Origin of the sequence: Streptomyces iconiensis (genome assembly GCF_028657195.3) — a bacterium.
Classification (GTDB): Bacteria; Actinomycetota; Actinomycetes; order Streptomycetales; family Streptomycetaceae; genus Streptomyces; species Streptomyces iconiensis.
On sequence record NZ_JANCPR020000014.1, the window covers coordinates 63,146 to 80,095 of the forward strand.

The window sequence follows — 16,950 nt, forward strand, 5'->3', positions numbered from 1 at the left end:
GGTGGCCCTCATGGCCGTGCCCCCGACCGTTCGCGAGGCCGTCGTCGCGCTGTGCCGGGACACCGGCATGACGACGGTCTTCGGCAACCCGGGCTCCACCGAACTGCGGATGTTCCGCGACTGGCCGGACGACTTCCGTTACGTGCTGGGCCTCCAGGAGTCCACAGCCGTCGCCATGGCGGCCGGGCACGCGCTGGGTACGGGCCGCGCAGCGCTGGTCAGCCTGCACTCGGCCGGCGGGGTCGGGCACGCGCTCGGCGCGGTCTTCAACGCCTACCGCGACCGGGTGCCCGTGGTCGTCGTCGCGGGCCAGCAGACCCGCGCGCTGCTCCCGCTGCGGCCCTTCCTCGGCGCGGACGAGCCGACCCGCTTCCCCGAGCCGTACGTGAAGTTCGCGCGCCAGCCCGAGCGCGCGGCGGACGTGCCGGCCGCGCTCGCCGAGGCGCACCGGGTGGCCATGTCGCACCCGCGCGGGCCGGTCTTCCTGTCCGTACCGGAGGACGACTGGGACCGGCCGGCCGCTTACGTGCCCCCTCGTACGGTGTACAGCGCGCACACCGCCGACCCCGGTGTCCTCGCCCGGCTCGCCCACCGGCTCGACACCGCTGCCCGTCCCGCGCTGGTCGTCGGCCCCGGCGTGGACGACGAGCACGCCACCCGCGAGGTCACCGAACTCGCCGAAAGGACCCGCGCCGCCGTGTGGATCAGCCCGCTGTCAGGGCGCTCAGGATTCGACGAACGGCACCCGCTCTTCCAGGGCTTCCTGCCACCCGTACCCGACCGGCTCGCGGCCCAACTCGCCCCGTACGACCTCGTGGTGGCGCTCGGCGCACCGCTGTTCACCTACCACGTGGACACCGGCGGACCGCCGCTGGCGGCAGGCACCGAGCTGTGGCACCTGGACTGCGACCCGGCGCAGGCCGCCTGGCTGCCGGTCGGCACCAGCGTCGTCACCACCCTGCGGCCCGCCGTCGGCGCGCTGGCCGGACTCGTCCGCGCGGCCGACCGCGCCGCACCAGCGCCGCGCCCCGCACCAACGCGGGCACCGGCCCCGGCCCCGGTCACGGTCACGGGCACGGCCCCGTCCCCGTCCCCGGCCCCGGCCCCGGTCGGCGGGCGGATCACCGTCGAGGCGCTGTTCGACCTGCTCGCGGACCGGCTGCCGCGCGACACCGTTCTGGTGGAGGAGACCCCCAGCCACCGCGAGATCCTGCACGATCGGCTGTCCGTCAGCGGCCCGGGCCGCTTCCTGACCACCGGCAGCGGCGCACTGGGCTGGGGCCTGCCGTTGGCCGTCGGCCGCGCGCTCGCCGACCGGCGGCGGGTGGTGTGCGTGCTCGGGGACGGCTCGGCGCTCTACTCGGTGCAGGCCCTGTGGACCGCCGTACGGCACCGGGCCCCCGTCACCTACCTGCTGCTGGACAACGGCGGCTACAGCGCCGTCCGTGGCCTGGCACGCAGGCTCGCCATCCGGGACGTACCCGGTACCGACATCGGCGGCATCGACTTCGCGCTGCTCGCCGCGTCGTTCGGCTGCCCCGGCGAACTGGTCGAGGACCCGGCAGCACTGCCCGCCGCGCTCGACCGTGCCCTCGCACCCGGCGACGACGAGGGCCCGCTCCTGCTGCACGTACGAGTACCGGCCGACGACTCCCCGCCGTACGGCACCGGGACGCCGGACGGCGCCGGGGCGTCGCGGGGCACGGGGCTGTCGCGGGGCACGGGGGCGCCGTCCGGTTCTGCCGTGTCGGACAGTGCCGAGGTGCCGTTCGGCGTGGAGGTGCCCGGCCGCACGGGGGCGCCGTCCGGCGTGGAGGTGCCCGGCCGCACGGGGGCGCCGTCCGGCGTGGAGGTGCCCGGCCGCACGGGGGCGCCGTCCGGGACTGCGGTGCCGGACCGCACCGGGGCGCCGTACGGCGCGGACGCGCCCGGCCGCACTGAGGCTGGGTGACCGCGCACATGCTGCACATCGACCACCTCGGCCACCGCTACGGCGTCGGCCCTCCGGTGCTGGCGGACATCCAACTGACCGTCCCTGACGGCCAGTTGGTCACCCTCGTGGGCCCTTCCGGGTGCGGCAAGTCCACCCTGCTGCGCTGCGTCGCGGGTCTGACCCGGCCCGCGGAGGGCCGCGTCACCCTGGACGGCGAACCCGTTGACCGGGTCCCCGACCGGCTCGGCGTCGTCTTCCAGGACTACAGCCGCTCCCTCTTCCCCTGGCTGACCGTCCGCGACAACGTCTCCCTCCCGCTGCGCCGCCAGGGCCTCGGCCGCGCCCGCAGGCACGAGGAGGCGGCGCTGATGCTCGAACAGGTCGGCCTGGCCGGCACCGGAAAGCAGCACCCCTGGCAGCTCTCGGGCGGCATGCAGCAACGCGTCGCGCTGGCCCGCGCATTGGCGGCCCGGCCGGCGCTGCTGCTGATGGACGAGCCGTTCGGCGCGCTCGACGCGCAGACCCGCGAGGACCTGGAGGACCTGTTGCTGCGGCTGCACAGGGAAGGCGGCCTGACCGTCCTGTTCGTCACCCACGACATCGACGAGAGCGTCTACGTCGGCGACCGCGTCGTGGTCCTCGCCCCGGGCCCCGGCCACGTCCGCGCCGACCTCCCCGTCGAACTGCCCCCCGTACGCGACCAGATCGCCACCCGCGCCCTGCCCGAGTTCACCGAACTGCGCGCGGAGGTCGGCCGCGCGGTACGCCCCGCCGGTACGGCCACGCCCTGAACGGCGCGCAGCGCACCCCTTCGGCACGTCAACGGCCGCTTTTCCAGGGGGAGCAGGGGCCGTGTACGTCGCCTCGGGTGCCCCGGCAGGCGTACCGTTCTGAGTGTCCAGGTCAGAACGGGAGCAGGTATGCCTGAAAGCACTGACATCGGCTCCAGGCTCCGGGAGCTGCGCAAGCGTCGCGGTATGTCACAGCGCGAACTGGCAAAGGCCGCAGGGGTGTCACTCTCGACCGTGAGACGGCTGGAGCAGGGCGACCCCGGGGGCACCAGGATGGAGACCGCGCGGGCGCTGGCCTCCGCGCTCCGGGTGGCGACCACGTCCCTGCTGCACCGCGACCCGCCGGACGCAGACGCGCCCGACCCGACTCCCTGGCGAGGTCTGCGTCTTGCGGTGGCGGCCCCGCCGGCGTGCGGGACGGACGGCGAGGCGCCCACGCTCGGCGGGGTGTCCGGAGGGCTCGTAGAGGTACGGCGGCTGCACACAGCCAAGCGGATGGCGGACGAGACCGCCATGCTGGCGCCGCTCATCCGGGACGCCGACGCGCTCGGCTCCACTCCCCAGGTACGCAGCGTACGTGCCCAACTCCTGCACATGGCAGGCGCGTTGCTGACGCAGGCCCGCCAGTTCGAGAGCGCGGAGACAGCGCTGCGCCGGGCACTGGAGGAGGCGCCCGACCGCCTGCGTGCGGCCTCCGTCGTCACCACCTGGTCGTGGCTCCTGATGCGCCAGGGGCGGCTGGGAGAAGCGCGGGAGATGGCCCAGCGTTGGGCCGACGACACCGAACCGAGGCTGTCCCGCGCCCCCGTGGAGAGCGTGGCGGCCTGGGGCTGGCTCCTTCTGCACGGGGCATCGGCGAGTCTGCGGGACGCCCGCGACGGCGAGGCTGACGACATGATGCGCCTCGCCCGGGCGGCGGCCACCGTCACGGGGACGATCACGCCGAGCAGTACGCGGCCTGACCCGTGGGGGCCGGTGGTCGTGGCGTACAAGGTCGCCGAGCGCGGCGTGATCCTCGACCGCCCCGACGAGGTGCTGTCGGCCGGGCGACGCCTCGCGGGAACCGGGGCGGGCCAGGAGACGGACTATCTCCGGCACCGGCTCGACGTGGCGCGTGCGTACGTGATGGTCCGGAGTTACCACGAGGCGGTGGAGGTGCTGTCGGAGATCCGCGGGGCACAGCCGGAATGGCTGGCTCAGCAACGGTATGCGCGGGACATCATGACCGACGTGATCGGCAAGCGGCGGAAACTGACGGTCGAGATGCGGTCCCTTGCCGACGCGGTGGGTGTGCCGCTGTAGAGCGAATGGGTACTTCAGGGCTGATCCCGGCGAAAGCACCATGGCGACCAAGCCCCCGACCGCTCTACGTTCGGTTACCAGTTGATCACCGAGGGGTCGCCGGAGGCGTCACGCGTCCGGTACCCCGCGAGCGCCGATCGAGGGCACCGGCATGCAGACGACTCTGGCAACGCTCAGCACCGGCAGCGTGGCTACGGCACGCGGTACGCGGCGCACAGGCGAGGTGCTGTCCCTCTTCGAAGGGCACACCGCCCGCTCGCACCGGCAGGCGCGGTTACGCAGCGCCGAGGGCATGGAGTGGACGGCGCCGCTGCCGGATCTGGAGGCGGCCACGGAAGCGGAAGCGGACACGTACCGTGCGGCGCGCGCCGAGTTCATCGCGGCCCGTAACGCGAGGGCCGTGTCGTGACGGTCGGCGTGATGACGATCCGCGTCTCGCGGGACGGCGGGCGTACGTGGACGAAGACGGTCACCGTCGCGCCCGACGCCACCGGGCCGCCCGCGTCACCGGGCTACCCACCGTGCCACTGCCCCCGCTGCCGCACCGCACCCGCCAACGCCCGAGAGGCGTGACCGCCCGTGGGGCGTGACCGGCAGCGTGGCCCGGTGCGGCGGGTCGGCCGGCGCACCGGGCCACTTGACGGGGCCGGACCCGTTACCAGTTCCAGCGACGGGACGGCTTGTTCCGGAGAATGCGCCGGGCAACTGTGAGCATGGCTGTTCACCTCCTTCCGATTACGGGGCCGGGGACGTGGTGACGCGGTGGAGGACGAAGGGGCCGGGGACGGCGGCATCGGTCACCGTGGGGTGCGTGACACCGCCGGAGACGCTGAGGTGTGCTCCGCCGCCGACGCGGTCGAGCGCTTCGCCGGTCATGCGGTGGGCGACCGCCGCCGCTGTGCATGTGAACGGGCCTGCGCTGAAGGGCAGATACGGTCCGCACGCGTGTGGCTGTGACCACCGCTCGGGGCGGAAGGACCTGGGGTCGGTCCACCGTTGTTCGTCGTGATGCAGCAGATAGGGGCTCACCGACAGGGTGGTGCCGGCCCGCAGGGTAACGCCGCCGATCTCCATGCGGCGGGGCACATCGCGTCCGACCATCCAGACCATCGGGCGGCACCGCGCCGCCTCGCGTACGGCCCACTCGGTCGGCCAGGACCATGGTGGGCCAGATGTGCCGTGGAGGCGGGGCAGCAGCAGTGACCAGGCCAGCGCGTAACCGACGTTGCGCACGATGGACTGGTGGAGCAGCAGGTACAGCTCGGCGACCGTCCGGTCGCCGGACTCGGCGGGACAGGCGTGGAGCACGGTGTCGAGCAGGTCCGGCGGCTCCGGGGGACGGCCCTGCCGCCGGCGTTCCCTGACGTGCGCGAGCGTTGCCTCCGCCAGCTTGAGGCGCATCATCTCCGCCCGCGCCCGCCGGCGCATGTGCGGCGAGCGCACCAGCAACCCGTTGTGCACCGCCTGATGCATCATCCGCCGCAGCGGCGGGTCGGCTTCCGGCCGCAGCAGGAAGTCAGCCGTGCTCAGAAAGACGAGGTCGGGGCCGGTGACGGGCCAGGGGCTGGCCGCGGGCAATTGGGCGACCGCCCGCACCATGTTGTCGCGGTAGTCGCCCGCGTAGGCGTCCAGCGCGTGACGTACCGCGCGCCCGAGAATCACCTGCGCGGCGCGGGACGGCAGGAGGTCCCGGAAGAACGCTGACCTCCCCGAGTTGAAGTCCGGCTCGCTCAACACGCTGAGCGCCAGGTCGGCATCGCTCACACACCAGCCGCCCCAGGGAAGCCGGAACATCCCCTCGGGGGCGCGGCGGGCGAGATCCTCGATGAATCCGAGTGGATCATGCCGGAACTTCCGCATACGGCTCGGGTTCATCAGCCCTCCACGCCATGCGCCTTGGCCACATGAGTCGCCCAACCCTACGGCGGCTCCTGCCAGTTGGAGTCAAGCGGTCACGTGGCCGGACTCTCCCGCGGCGAAACGGCACATGCCACTGGACCACTCGAACGAGAAGGTGAGCCCCGAACGGGCGACGACGCGAGACACGGAGGCGGCGTCACCATGCCGCGCACGTCCTCTCCCCGTTCAGAGGAAAGAAGTAGAGCCTTGGTATTTATCTGCTTCCATCTTGGCTTTTCTCGAACAGGTCCCAAGCGTTAGCTTGGCTTCATGGGTGCGAGTGACGACGATCTGGACACCGCCGAGCAGCTCAGGTGGGGCATCTCACGACTGGCTTCCCGGCTTCGCGCGGAACAGCCGGGAAGCGCTCAGCCGCTGACCCGGCTGTCCGCCTCGCTGCTGTCCCATCTCAAGCACAGCGGGCCTTTGGCGGTCAGCGAGCTGGCCGCGATCGAGGGGGTGCAGGCTCAGTCGCTGACCCGGGTGTTGCGGGACCTTGAGCGGCAGGACAGCGTGCGGCGGAGCCGGAGCAGCACCGACAGGCGCCGCCAGGACATCGTGCTGACGGCGGCGGGCGAGCAGGCGTTGCGTGACCATGTGCGGGACGGCAACGCGTGGTTGGCGGCGGCGCTCGCACAGCGGCTGTCTCCTGCCGAGCGTGGGCTGTTGCGGCTGGCCGGTCCCCTCATGCAGCAACTGGCGGATGTGGAAGCCGAGTCGCCGGCAGGCCAGGAGCAGGCGGACGGAGGGGCGGCGCGGCGCGGAACAGCGGGGCCCTTGTGAGCCCGCGCCGGGTGCGGCAGGCGCGACCGGCGCCACAGGTGCCGCGGCACGTCGGAGCGGAGCGGACCGTGGCGTCCCATGGGCTGCTCCTGGCGGTCCTGGCCGGACTGGGCGCTGCCAGTCCGCTGGCGACGGACATGTATGTGCCCGGACTGCCGGACATGGCACGTTCGTTGGGCACCACGAGTGCGGGAACGCAGTTGTCCCTCACCGCGTTCCTGCTGGGCGTCATCGTCGGACAGCTCGTCCTGGGACCCATGAGCGACATGGTCGGCCGGAGGCCCGTACTCCTGGCGGGCACGTCCGCGTTCGCGCTGTTCGGTCTGGGATGTGCCCTCGCGCCGACGATCGAGGCGATGACGGCGCTGCGCTTCGGGCAGGGCCTCGCGGGGGCGGCGGGCATCGTGGTCGGGCGGGCCGTGCTCGTCGACCTGTTCCACGGCGCCGAGCTGTCCCGGGTGTATGCGGTCCTGTCGGGCATCGGGGCCCTCGGGCCGGTGCTGGCGCCCGTGCTGGGCGGGGGACTGCTGGCCGTGGCCCCGTGGAGGTTCGTCTTCGTGGCGCTGGCGCTCGCGGGCGCCGTGCTCACCGTGGGAATCGCACGCGGTGTGCCGGAGTCGCTCGCGCGAGAGCGGCGTACGGGAGGCGGGGTCGCCGGGGCGCTGCGGGCCACCGGCAGGGTGGCGGCACGACCCGGTGTGCTCGTACCGGTGCTGACGATGGGCTGCACCGGCGCGGCGACCTTCGCCTACATCGCTGGGGCGACGTTCGTCCTGCACGACCTGCTGCACCTGTCACCCGCGATGAGCAGCGTCGTGTATGGGGTGAACGCGCTCGGCAACCTGGGCGGTTCACTGCTCTACGGGCGACTGGCCCGCCGGCGGCGTCCTGAGACGCTGATGGTCGCCGGCGCGGCGACCGGGCTCGCGGGCCAACTGGTCCTGCTGGCCCTTGTCTCGACGGCCGGCAGCGGTCTGTGGACCACGTGGGGGTGCCTGCTGGTGTCGGTCGCGTCCTTCGGGTTCCTCTTCCCTTCCCTGACCACGGTGGGCCAGAGCCGTGGGCGGGACGCCCCAGGAGCTACGTCCGCGCTGTTGGGCGCGGCCCAATTCGCCTTCGGCGCCGCCGCCTCCCCGCTCGTCGGCCTGTTCGGCACCCGCAGCGCCGCCCCCATGGCGCTCGTGATGGGCGCCTTCCTGGCACTGGCGACCGTAGGAGCGGCCATCTGCCGACGGCAAAGCGGGACCCAACCGGCCGTCGGTCAGTGAGCGTTCGCTGGTCAGTGACCGTTCGCCGCCCAGAGAGGGGTCGTCGGCCAGTGACCGTTCGCCCGGCTGCGACCGGCTGCCGACCAGTGTCCGTTCGCCGCCCAGAGAGGGGCTGTCGACCAGTGTCCGTTCGCCGGTCGGAGACGGGCCGCCGACCGGTGACCGTTCCCCGCCCAGGGACGGGCCGTCGGCCAGTGACCGGCGGCGAGGTCGCCGCTGAGCTTCCTGTGCGGGTAGGCCCCGTCGGCCTCCTGCGCAGGGCCCCTGGCGTGAAACCCTCCGGCCGCAGCCCAGCACGGACTGTCTTCCGCGGTGTTGCGTGGATACAGTCGGCGGGGACCGGACTTGGGGAGCGGTGGAGTGATCGAGGTCGTCACAGCGAGTGCGATCACAGCGTTTGTGACTGCTGTGCTCAACGGCGCTGCCGGAGAGATGGGGAAGCAGTTACTGCTGTCGACCGGGGCGCAGATCGGGCGGACCCTGGGTCGGCCGGCGCCGCTGCCGACCACCGAGCCGGGGTTGCTGATGCTGGGCCGGGAGATCAACTCCCGGCTTGAGCCTGGCCGTCGGGACACCCGTGAGTGGGCCCTGCTCCTGGAGAGCACGCCCTCCGCGAGCACGCTGTCCCCCGGAGCGGGGGTGCCACCGCCGCCCCGCGATTTCACGGACCGGCTCACCGTCGTCAGGCAGCTGAAGCGTGAGGCGACGCGTCCCGCGAAGGGGCGATCGCGGGCGGCGTTGCTGTGGGGTCCGCCGGGAATCGGTTGCGGTGTGACGGCCCTGTACTTCGCGGCCGAGCACTCCGCCCTCCACCCGGACGGGCAGTTCTACGTCGATCTGCGTGACGTGGCCGGAGACCAGGCGGTGGAGCCCGTTGTCGTCCTCCAGCGGGTGCTGCGCGAGATGAACGTGGGGCCGGACGACATGCCCGCCACCGAGTCGGGGTGCCAGGATCTCTACCGTCGTCTGACGAACGGCCGCCGGGCCCTTGTGGTGATCGACCACGCGACGTCCGCCGCGCAGGTGCGTCCCCTCATCCCCAATACGCCGGAGCTGTTCTTGCTGGTCGTCGCCTCGGGCCCGCCCTTCGCGCTGGACGCGCAGCGTATCGAGGTGCCCCCGCTGACGGACCGCGACGCGAAGGAACTGCTCAAGAGGGCGGCAGGAGCGGAGAGCGTGGCGCTGGCCAAGGCGCGACTGCCGGGGATCCTGGAGCGCTGCGCGGGAAACGGCTACGCGCTGCGCGCGGCGGCGGCACGGCTGCTCGCCGTGCGGACGCCGCTTGCCGGGCCGCTGGACCGGCCCCGGTCCCCGGACCCCGTGCGCAGCACGGTACGTGCGGTCTGCGCCGGGTTGCCACCGGCGACGGTGCGGCTGTGCCGACTGGTCGCGCTGGGCAACTGGCCCGCTGTGAACGCCGATCTCGCCGGGTGGGCGGCGGACATCTCCCCGGACGACGCCGCGCCGATGCTCGCCGAGGCAGCGGACGCACAGCTGATCCAGCCGCTGGGCGACGGCCGTTACCGGTTCCGCCCCGAGGTGTGCCGCTACTTCGCTGACACGGCGGGCCCCGAGCTGGGTGTTCCCGCGTGTTCGGCAGCGGTTGCCCGGATGCTGACCGGTCTGCTGCGGCAGGCCGAGCACGCCGCGCACGCGGCGCTGCCGCAGAGCTGGCGGGTCGCCGAAGCGCCGGAGCAGGGCGAACCGTACGCGGGGGAGGCCGAGGGACTGGCCGCGCTGGTGGCCGAGCGGGCGAACCTGCTGCGGGCCGTCCCGGTCGCCGAGGAGTACCAGCATGTCGAAACCTGTCTGCGGCTGGCACGCGCGCTGTGGCCCCTCGTACTGAAGGCCGGTCACTGGGCCGAGGCGCTGTCAGCGCTCCGGACCGCTGCCCGCTGTGCGGACGAGTGGCAGCCGGAGTCCCGCACGTCTGCCGCGCTGCACTTCCAACTCGCGCACTGTCTGGGTCAGTTGCGCCGCTGGGAGGAGGCAGAGGGGGAGGCGCTGACCGCCGTCGCGCACGAGCGGCACGCCGGGCACCTCCTCGGTGAGGCATCCAGCATCGAATATCTGGGCCTGCTGCACCTCTACCAGTTGGACGGAGAGGCGGCCGTAGAGCGGTTCGCGGAGGCCAGGCGCTGCTACCTGCGCATTGTGAGCGCCCAGGGGGAGGAGGACCGCCACCTGCGGCGGGCCCTCGCCCTCCTGGAACGCCACAGGGGACGCGCCCTGTGGGTAATGGGGGCGCTCACGGAGTCACGCGCCCAACTGGAGTCGGCCCGCGCGCACTTCGAGCGGGAGGGCGAGCGCTACAACCTGGCCCGTACGCTCACCGATCTCGCCGAGACGGCGCACGCCGCCGGGGACAACGCCGAGGCGCTGGCCCACATCGCGGAGGCCGAGCGGCTGCTTCCCGCCGACGCCGCGCCGCACCTGCGGTATCTCACGAACCTGCGGTGCCGCTGCGAGGCGGACCGGTAGCGGACTCCACCCGCACCGGGTGGGTCCGGCCCGCGGCGCGCAGCAGGAGCGTCGTTCCGCCCGGCGGCAGGGAACGGCCGCCGGCCAGCCAGGCGTGCAGCGCCGAGGCATAGGCGGCAGGGTCGGCGTCGGCGTCGGCCACGCCGGAGAGCTGGAGCAGACCGTGCTCCCTTGCGTGAACGGTGCAGGTGTCAGGCCCGGTGACATAGGCGGCGAGCGCGCACTGCGGATACCGGTTCAGCACCTCGGCCGCCCACGCGGCCGGACCGCCCAGCCGGGGATCGTTCCGCTCTCCCTCCCGTACGATCACGTCGGCCACGGCGAGATCGCCGGGATCGCGGGTGTCCTCGTGCGCCGCCAGATGTGTCTCGCCGCTCGCCCCGTACGGGTGCTCGGCGGAGCGCTCGACACGGACGCGCCGCCCCCGCACCCACGTCCGCACGTGCAACGGCGCGGTGCGCCGGGGTGGCTCGTACGGTGGCAGCGCAAGGGGCTCCAGAAGGGCGGGAGTCGGGGGCTCGGAGAGACCCAGCAGCGCGTAGAAACTCCGGCGCAGCAGCGCCGCCGACTCACCCGGGGCAGAGCTGGTGAACTCCGCGGGGCCGGTGAGCGGGCGGTGCGCGGCCAGCGCTCGCTCCAGTTGCTCCCGCAGGGCGGCATGCGGATCGAGCCGCGGCGCTGTCCGTACGAAGTCCGCGAGCGGGGCCTCGGGGTCCAGCCGCTCCTGACCGGCCGCCGCGAGCAGCACCGGGATGCCCAGGGCGGCCGAATAGTAGGAGACCGCGCCGAAGTCGCCCACAACGATGTCGGCGGCCAGGAGCGCTTGCCGCCAGGCGTGCAGCGGATCGACAAGAGTCAGCCCGTTGCGCCGGGCTCTGTCCAGCCACGCGCGCACCTGGCCAGGACCGTGGCCGTACCAGATGTTGGGGTGCAGTACGGCCGCCACCCGGTAGTCGTCCGCAGGTAGCTCGGCGGCCAGCCGGGGCAACAGGCTGGGCAGCAGATCAGCGCCGCCGCCGTTGCCGAAGAACCCCTCGGGGTTCCACGTGGAGTTCAGCACGACGAGCCGCTGCCCGCGCCGCACCCCCAAAGCGCGCCGGTACCGCTGCCGGTAGGGGCTTCCCGCCAGCATGCGGTCGTAACAGGGGTCGCCCGCGAGGACGGCGGAACCCGCCGTCTCCGGACACGCACGCCGCAACCGCGAAAGCTGTTCGGGATGGGACAGCACGAGCGCGTCCACGAACGGCACACCGTCCACCAGCAGCCAGTCGGGCGCCAACCCGAACGTCGGCTCCCGGCTCCCGGCTCCCGGCTCCCGGCTCCCGGCTCCCGGCTCCCGGCTCCCGGCTCCCGGCTCCCGGCTCCCGGCTCCCGGCTCCCGGCTGGCCAGCCTTTTAGTGTATCCGACCCCATGGGACAAGACGGCCAACTCCCCCTTTATCAGGTGGAGTTGGCCCCCGAAGCTCGCGGAGATCGCCAGGTCGACGGGGGTGGAGACGGCCTGTTCCCAAGGGAGTACGGGAAGGCCCAACTCGCCGAACAGTTCATGGATCCCGCTCTGGAACGCGGAGGATTCCGTCGAGGTGACCAGCAACTGCACACGGAAGTCGTCGTGGAAGAGCGGCAGAACATCCAGCAGCCGCCCGGCCGAGGTGACGTTGTGGACCACGAGCAGTACCCGGCGCGGTGCCTCCCGGCTCACCCACCGCTCGGCATCCGGCCCCACGGGCACGCGTACGGCCGGGGGATCCGCTGATCCCACTCGTCCTCCCGCAGGCCGCGATGTGTGCAAGGTCCCTCTTGGTCACCCTAACGACGGTCCCGGGCCGCGCCGCAGGGGGTCCGCGGCGCAGCCCGGGGTGGTGGCCGCGCGCCGGGGCCGTGACGTCGTTGCCGAGCCGGTCGAGTGCCGTGCGGGAACGCTGACCTTTCCCGCCGGTACGCCCTCAGGCCGCGGCCCAAGTGCTGCACGGGTACTTGGACGGTGAGTTACGTATCGACCCCTCGCTCCCTTACATCCCGGCCAAGACCGTGTACCAGGAGATCGAGCGGGTGGTGAGCCGGCTCGTGGATCTCGACCGTGGGCCTGTGCAGCACATCCTCACCAGCCTCGTCCCCGGCCATGTCGACGTCCGGCTCCCGTTCTTCCCCAACCCCTCGTACGAGGGGCACACCCGTGCGGGCTCGGCGGTCCGGCTGCCTCAGGAGGTGCCGCCCGAGATCGCCCGGCCCGTCGCCCAGGGTCATCTCTCCCTCCCCGTACGCCAGTTGGCGGCGTGACTGGCACGCCGGTCCGACCTCGACGAGGGGCCGCTGCGGATCTTCGTACGGCTGTTCTTCAGCGAGGTGGCGACCTATCTGCGAGCGGTGGACGGCAAGGAGCGCGTCGCGGCGCGCGAGGAAGTGGCGACCCGTCTCGTACGGCAGCGGCCCCGTGTGGTGGTCGTGGCTCACTCGCTCGGATCGGTCGTCGCCTACGAGGCCCTGCACAGCACCCCGGACGTGGGCGTCGAGCTTTTCCTGACCCTGGGATCGCCGTTGGCACTGCCGGGAGTGGTGTTCGGCGAGCCCCAGAACCCCAGGGAAGGGAAGTGCAGGTGGGGGCGGACGAGTCGGCCTGTACGCCGGGTTCTGTCTACCGGTCTTGGACCGGAGAGACGGCCATCCATCTAGGACCGGCGTTGCCACCGGCCTCGTGCGGTCTACCCGCGGACTCGGGCGGGCAGCCCTCGGTCGTCCGCGCAGAGCCGTGAACCCACGGCTCCTTTTGACCTTGCTCCGGATGGGGTTTACCTAGCCGCCCAGGTCACCCTGGGCGCTGGTGGTCTCTTACACCACCGTTTCACCCTTACCGGGTGCCGTACGGAGACGGCCCCGGCGGTCTGTTTTCTGTGGCACTGTCCCGCGGGTCACCCCGGGTGGGCGTTACCCACCATCCTGCCCTGTGGAGCCCGGACGTTCCTCGGCGGAGAGTGCGAGGCACCCCCCGACGCGACCGCCCGGCCGGCTCGTCCGCCGTACCCGCCATCCTACGCGCACGCGCCTGTGGACTCTTACGGCCGCCGGGCCCACCCTGTGCGGCGTGGACTCGCCTCTGGTGACCGTGATGCTGCCTGCCGTACTCGCCGTGATCATGCTGGGGCTCGGGCTCAGTCTTACGGTGGGTGACTTCCGGCGGGTGCGGGAGTACCCGAAGACGGTGCTGGTGGCGCTCGGTTGTCAGCTCGTACTGCTGCCCGCCGTGTGCTTCGGGCTCGTGGTGTGGCTCGGCCTTTCGCCGGCGCTCGCGGTGGGGATGCTGCTGCTCGCGGCCTCGCCCGGGGGCACCATGGCGAACCTGTACAGCCATCTGTTCGGCGGCGACGTGGCCCTGAACATCACGCTGACCGCGATCAACTCCGTGCTGGCCGTCTTCACGCTGCCGCTCGTGGTGAACCTGGCCACCGCCTACTTCAGCGTGGCCGACGGGCGTGACGTGGGGCTGCGGTTCGAGAAGTCGGTCCAGGTCTTCGCCGTCGTACTGGTGCCCGTCGCCGTGGGCATGTGGGTACGGGCCCGGCGCCCGCGGATCGCGGACAGGGCCGACAGGCCGGTGAAGGTGATGTCGCTGGTCGTCCTCGCGCTGATCATCGTGGGCGCCGTCGTCGCCGAGGCGGGCAGCGTCGGGGGCTACCTGCTGGACGTGGGCCTGGCCGTGCTCGCGTTCAGCTGTGTCTCGCTCGCGGTGGGGTACGGCGCGGCACGGCTGGCGAGCGCTGGACACGGGCAGGCGGTGGCCGTGTGCATGGAGATCGGCATGCACAACACCTCGCTGTCCCTCACCATCGCGCTCAGCCCCTCGCTCCTCGACAGCACGAGGATGGCCGTGCCGAGCGCCGTCTACGGGATCGTCATGTACTTCACGGCCGGCGCCGCCGGGCTGCTGCTCAGGCGCGCAGCCGCCGCGCGGGTCACGGGCGGTGCCACAGGTCGTCAGGGGTCAGCTCCGCCGGCGAGCGGTGCCCCGACAGGCCCAGAGTGAGGTCCAGGTCGGCGAGCAGCCCGCGCAGGACATGCCGTACGCCGTCCTCGCCGCCGTGTGCCAGCCCGTACGCGAACGGGCGTCCCACGAGGACCGCGCGGGCGCCCAGCGCGAGTGCCTTGAGGACGTCGGAGCCGGTACGGATGCCGGAGTCGAAGAGGATCTCCATGCCGGAGCCCGTACGTTCGACGGCGCGCGCGATGCCGGGCAGCGCGTCGAGGGAGGCGACGGCGCCGTCCACCTGGCGGCCTCCGTGGTTGGAGACCACGATCCCGTCGATGCCGGCCTCGGCAGCGCGCCGTGCGTCGTCGGGGTGCTGGATGCCCTTGAGCACGATCGGCCCGTCCCAGTGCCGGCGCAGGAACGGAAGCCTGGACCACGACTTGTCCGTGCCGGTGAACATCGGCACCCAGCGCAGCACGGCCGCGTCCAGGTCCTCCTCCGGCGGCTTCGCCAGGCCCGCGCGGAAGGCGGGGTCCGAGAACGGGATGGCCGTACCGACGCCCCGGATGAACGGCAGGTACGACTGGTCCAGATCGCGCGGGCGCCAGGCCAGGGTCCAGGTGTCGAGGGTGACGACGAGGGTGGTGAAGCCCGCACGGCGTGCCCGGTCGAGGAGGCTGGCGCACACGTCGTCGTCGTTGGGCCAGTACAGCTGGAACCAGCGCGGGCTGCCGGGTCCGCTCGCCTCGGCGACCTGTTCCGTGGTGTACGAGGACGCGGTGGACAGCGTCATCGTCAGCCCCAGCGAGGCCGCGGCCCGCGCGGTGGCCAGCTCCCCTTCGCGGTGCACGATCGACTGGACGCCGACGGGCGCCAGCACGACGGGCGCCGGCATCGGGGTGCCCAGCACGGTGGTGCGCAGATCGCGGTCCGTCGCGTCGGTGAGCATGCGCGGCACGAGCCGGTGGCGGTCGAACGCCTCACGGTTGGCACGGTGCGTGGCCCCGGAACCCGCCGATCCGGCGACATACCCGAAGGCCCCGGCGTCCAGGTGGTCGCGCGCCGAGGCGCCGAGGGCCGTGGCATCGGTGGTGAAGGGCGGAACGCGTCCCTCCAGACCGTGCAGGTAGATCTCGTTCTGATAGTTCGCGAAGTTCACAGGCGGCGCCGCCGCGGGGCCGGCGCCTGGTCCTGGCCCGGCACCGGGGACGCCCCCGCTCCCCGGTGTGCCCGTGGGCGCGTGCGCGCTCTCCGGTGTCGCGGGCGCGTGCGCGCTGCCGGACGTGTGCGGGAGTGCGTCCGCCGCCGGGTGCGGCTGCTGCGGCTCGGTCACGGTGTGCTCCTCTACGATCGCTGCGCGCCGAGTCTGCTCCGCCCCGCCGCCGGGGACCACAGCGGGTCCGGGAACCACCACGTGATCTCCGCCTCAGCCGGCGGCCCGGCGGCCGAAGCTCACTCGTGCCCGAAGCTCACTCGCACGGGTTGTCGAGTGCGGAAGCCGCGCGACCGGCCCTTGCGACGGCCGAGGCGAGTGGTCCGATGCTTCCGGAGTGCTGATTTCAGTGGAAGTCATCTCGTCGGGGCTCGGCGAGCGGCTCGTGCTGCCGGAGCCCGTGGGTGTGGTGCTGGAGACCGGGGAGCTGAAGGACTGCATGAGCTGAGCCCGCGCGCCGTCCGGCGTTCCGGCGGGGTCAGCCGCGGCCGATGTAGGGCATGTTGGTGGCCATGACCGTGGCGAACTGCACGTTGGCCTCCAGGGGCAGTTCGCACATGTGGAGGACCGTGCGGGCCACGTCGGAGGCGTGCATGGTGGGTTCGGGGACGCGGGTGCCGTTGGGCTGGAGGATGCCCTCGCTCATGCGGGCGGTCATGTCGGTCGCGGCGTTGCCGATGTCGATCTGGCCGCAGGCGATCTGGTGGCGGCGGCCGTCCAGGGACAGGGACTTGGTGAGGCCGGTGATCGCGTGCTTGGTGGCGGTGTAGGCCGTGGTGTCGGGGCGCGGTGAGTGTGCCGCGATGCTGCCGTTGTTGATGATCCTGCCGCCCTGGGGGCGTTGGTCCTTCATGAGCCGGAAGGCGGCCTGGGCGCAGAGGAAGGCGCCGTTGAGGTTGACGTCGACGACGCCGCGCCACTGCTCGTAGGTGAGGTCTTCGACGGGCAGCGCGGGACCGAAGGCGCCCGCGTTGTTGAAGAGCATGTCGAGCCGCCCGAAGCGCTCGTGCACGGCGTCGAAGAGCGCGGTCACCGCCTCGGGGTCCGTGACGTCGGTGGGTACGCACAGCACGGAAACTCCGTTGCCCGCCAGCCCTGCCGTGGCCTCAAGGGGTCCTGAACGGCGGCCGGCGAGCGCGACGGACCATCCGGCGTCGGCGAGCGTGAGCGCGACGGAACGGCCGATTCCGGAGCCGGCGCCGGTGACGACGGCGACCCGGGGCGAGGGCGGCTCGTGCGCTTCGGCGTGCGGTGTGTGCGCTGCCTTGGTGTCCTGCGTCATGCGCGCAGGGTACGCGCGCGGTGTCCGCGCACCT

The 16,950-nt window shown here is 72.6% G+C and carries 14 protein-coding genes and 1 other RNA gene; 10 read left to right on the forward strand and 5 right to left on the reverse strand.

The window, feature by feature from the left end; all coding sequences use genetic code 11:
- Positions 1-10: 10 nt before the first annotated feature.
- From mdlC to NMN56_RS16120, 5 genes are all read left to right on the forward strand, one after another.
- The gene (gene mdlC / locus NMN56_RS16100) at positions 11-1,951 is read left to right on the forward strand and encodes a benzoylformate decarboxylase (RefSeq protein WP_274039588.1); all 1,941 of its coding nucleotides are present in this window, start codon (positions 11-13) and stop codon (positions 1,949-1,951) included.
- Positions 1,952-1,959: 8 nt separating this feature from the next.
- Positions 1,960-2,724 carry an ABC transporter ATP-binding protein gene (locus tag NMN56_RS16105; protein WP_274039967.1) on the forward strand — a complete coding sequence of 255 codons (765 nt, stop codon included), beginning with the start codon at positions 1,960-1,962 and terminating at the stop codon, positions 2,722-2,724.
- A 129-nt stretch (positions 2,725-2,853) separates the two neighbouring features.
- Positions 2,854-4,026 (forward strand): helix-turn-helix domain-containing protein, encoded by a 1,173-nt coding sequence (locus NMN56_RS16110; RefSeq protein ID WP_274039587.1) that lies wholly within the window; start codon positions 2,854-2,856, stop codon positions 4,024-4,026.
- A 151-nt stretch (positions 4,027-4,177) separates the two neighbouring features.
- On the forward strand, positions 4,178-4,435 hold the full coding sequence (locus tag NMN56_RS16115) for a hypothetical protein (RefSeq protein ID WP_274039586.1): 258 nt from the start codon (positions 4,178-4,180) through the stop codon (positions 4,433-4,435).
- Between the two features lie 11 nt (positions 4,436-4,446).
- Positions 4,447-4,599 carry a hypothetical protein gene (locus NMN56_RS16120; protein ID WP_274039585.1) on the forward strand — a complete coding sequence of 51 codons (153 nt, stop codon included), beginning with the start codon at positions 4,447-4,449 and terminating at the stop codon, positions 4,597-4,599.
- A gap of 162 nt (positions 4,600-4,761) precedes the next feature.
- Here NMN56_RS16120 and NMN56_RS16125 read toward each other — a convergent pair whose 3' ends face one another.
- Complete coding sequence (locus tag NMN56_RS16125) at positions 4,762-5,901, reverse strand: cytochrome P450 (protein WP_274039584.1); 1,140 nt, start codon at positions 5,899-5,901, stop codon at positions 4,762-4,764.
- Positions 5,902-6,195: 294 nt separating this feature from the next.
- Here NMN56_RS16125 and NMN56_RS16130 point away from each other — a divergent pair, with 294 nt between their 5' ends.
- From NMN56_RS16130 to NMN56_RS16140, 3 genes are all read left to right on the forward strand, one after another.
- Positions 6,196-6,708: a MarR family transcriptional regulator gene (locus tag NMN56_RS16130; RefSeq protein WP_274039583.1), complete on the forward strand. Its 513-nt coding sequence runs from the start codon at positions 6,196-6,198 to the stop codon at positions 6,706-6,708.
- Positions 6,709-6,776: 68 nt separating this feature from the next.
- Complete coding sequence (locus tag NMN56_RS16135) at positions 6,777-7,976, forward strand: multidrug effflux MFS transporter (RefSeq protein WP_274039582.1); 1,200 nt, start codon at positions 6,777-6,779, stop codon at positions 7,974-7,976.
- A 432-nt stretch (positions 7,977-8,408) separates the two neighbouring features.
- A complete protein-coding gene (locus NMN56_RS16140) occupies positions 8,409-10,457 on the forward strand; it encodes a tetratricopeptide repeat protein (RefSeq protein WP_280842610.1) in 2,049 nt (682 codons plus the stop codon).
- On the opposite strand, the gene NMN56_RS16145 is transcribed toward NMN56_RS16140, so the two are convergent.
- Positions 10,420-12,219, reverse strand: a complete 1,800-nt coding sequence (locus NMN56_RS16145) for a hypothetical protein (RefSeq protein ID WP_274039580.1) — start codon at positions 12,217-12,219, stop codon at positions 10,420-10,422. The two genes, NMN56_RS16140 and NMN56_RS16145, sit on opposite strands and share 38 nt — an antisense overlap.
- Positions 12,220-12,434: 215 nt before the next feature.
- Between NMN56_RS16145 and NMN56_RS16150 the strand changes: the two genes are divergently transcribed.
- Complete coding sequence (locus NMN56_RS16150) at positions 12,435-12,737, forward strand: hypothetical protein (RefSeq protein ID WP_274039579.1); 303 nt, start codon at positions 12,435-12,437, stop codon at positions 12,735-12,737.
- Positions 12,738-13,061: 324 nt separating this feature from the next.
- Here NMN56_RS16150 and rnpB read toward each other — a convergent pair.
- An RNA gene (gene rnpB / locus NMN56_RS16160) (RNase P RNA component class A) lies at positions 13,062-13,468 on the reverse strand.
- 71 nt (positions 13,469-13,539) lie between these two features.
- Here rnpB and NMN56_RS16165 point away from each other — a divergent pair.
- The gene (locus NMN56_RS16165) at positions 13,540-14,478 is read left to right on the forward strand and encodes a bile acid:sodium symporter family protein (protein WP_274039578.1); all 939 of its coding nucleotides are present in this window, start codon (positions 13,540-13,542) and stop codon (positions 14,476-14,478) included.
- On the opposite strand, the gene NMN56_RS16170 is transcribed toward NMN56_RS16165, so the two are convergent.
- Together NMN56_RS16170 and NMN56_RS16175 are read right to left on the reverse strand one after the other, a co-directional pair.
- Complete coding sequence (locus NMN56_RS16170) at positions 14,408-15,580, reverse strand: lactate 2-monooxygenase (RefSeq protein ID WP_274039966.1); 1,173 nt, start codon at positions 15,578-15,580, stop codon at positions 14,408-14,410. The two genes, NMN56_RS16165 and NMN56_RS16170, sit on opposite strands and share 71 nt — an antisense overlap.
- 532 nt (positions 15,581-16,112) lie before the next feature.
- The gene (locus tag NMN56_RS16175; protein WP_274039577.1) at positions 16,113-16,916 is read right to left on the reverse strand and encodes an SDR family oxidoreductase; all 804 of its coding nucleotides are present in this window, start codon (positions 16,914-16,916) and stop codon (positions 16,113-16,115) included.
- Between the last annotated feature and the right edge of the window lie 34 nt (positions 16,917-16,950).

What these genes read in the sequence shown, in the direction of transcription:
- NMN56_RS16115 (WP_274039586.1), top strand. Translation starts at nt 4,178, where the DNA reads ATGCAGACGACTCTGGCAACGCTCAGCACCGGCAGCGTGGCTACGGCA.
- NMN56_RS16110 (WP_274039587.1), top strand. Translation starts at nt 2,854, where the DNA reads ATGCCTGAAAGCACTGACATCGGCTCCAGGCTCCGGGAGCTGCGCAAG.
- NMN56_RS16175 (WP_274039577.1), bottom strand. Translation starts at nt 16,916, where the DNA reads ATGACGCAGGACACCAAGGCAGCGCACACACCGCACGCCGAAGCGCAC.
- NMN56_RS16125 (WP_274039584.1), bottom strand. Translation starts at nt 5,901, where the DNA reads ATGAACCCGAGCCGTATGCGGAAGTTCCGGCATGATCCACTCGGATTC.
- mdlC (WP_274039588.1), top strand. Translation starts at nt 11, where the DNA reads ATGGCCGTGCCCCCGACCGTTCGCGAGGCCGTCGTCGCGCTGTGCCGG.
- NMN56_RS16130 (WP_274039583.1), top strand. Translation starts at nt 6,196, where the DNA reads ATGGGTGCGAGTGACGACGATCTGGACACCGCCGAGCAGCTCAGGTGG.
- NMN56_RS16105 (WP_274039967.1), top strand. Translation starts at nt 1,960, where the DNA reads ATGCTGCACATCGACCACCTCGGCCACCGCTACGGCGTCGGCCCTCCG.
- NMN56_RS16140 (WP_280842610.1), top strand. Translation starts at nt 8,409, where the DNA reads ATGGGGAAGCAGTTACTGCTGTCGACCGGGGCGCAGATCGGGCGGACC.
- NMN56_RS16120 (WP_274039585.1), top strand. Translation starts at nt 4,447, where the DNA reads ATGACGATCCGCGTCTCGCGGGACGGCGGGCGTACGTGGACGAAGACG.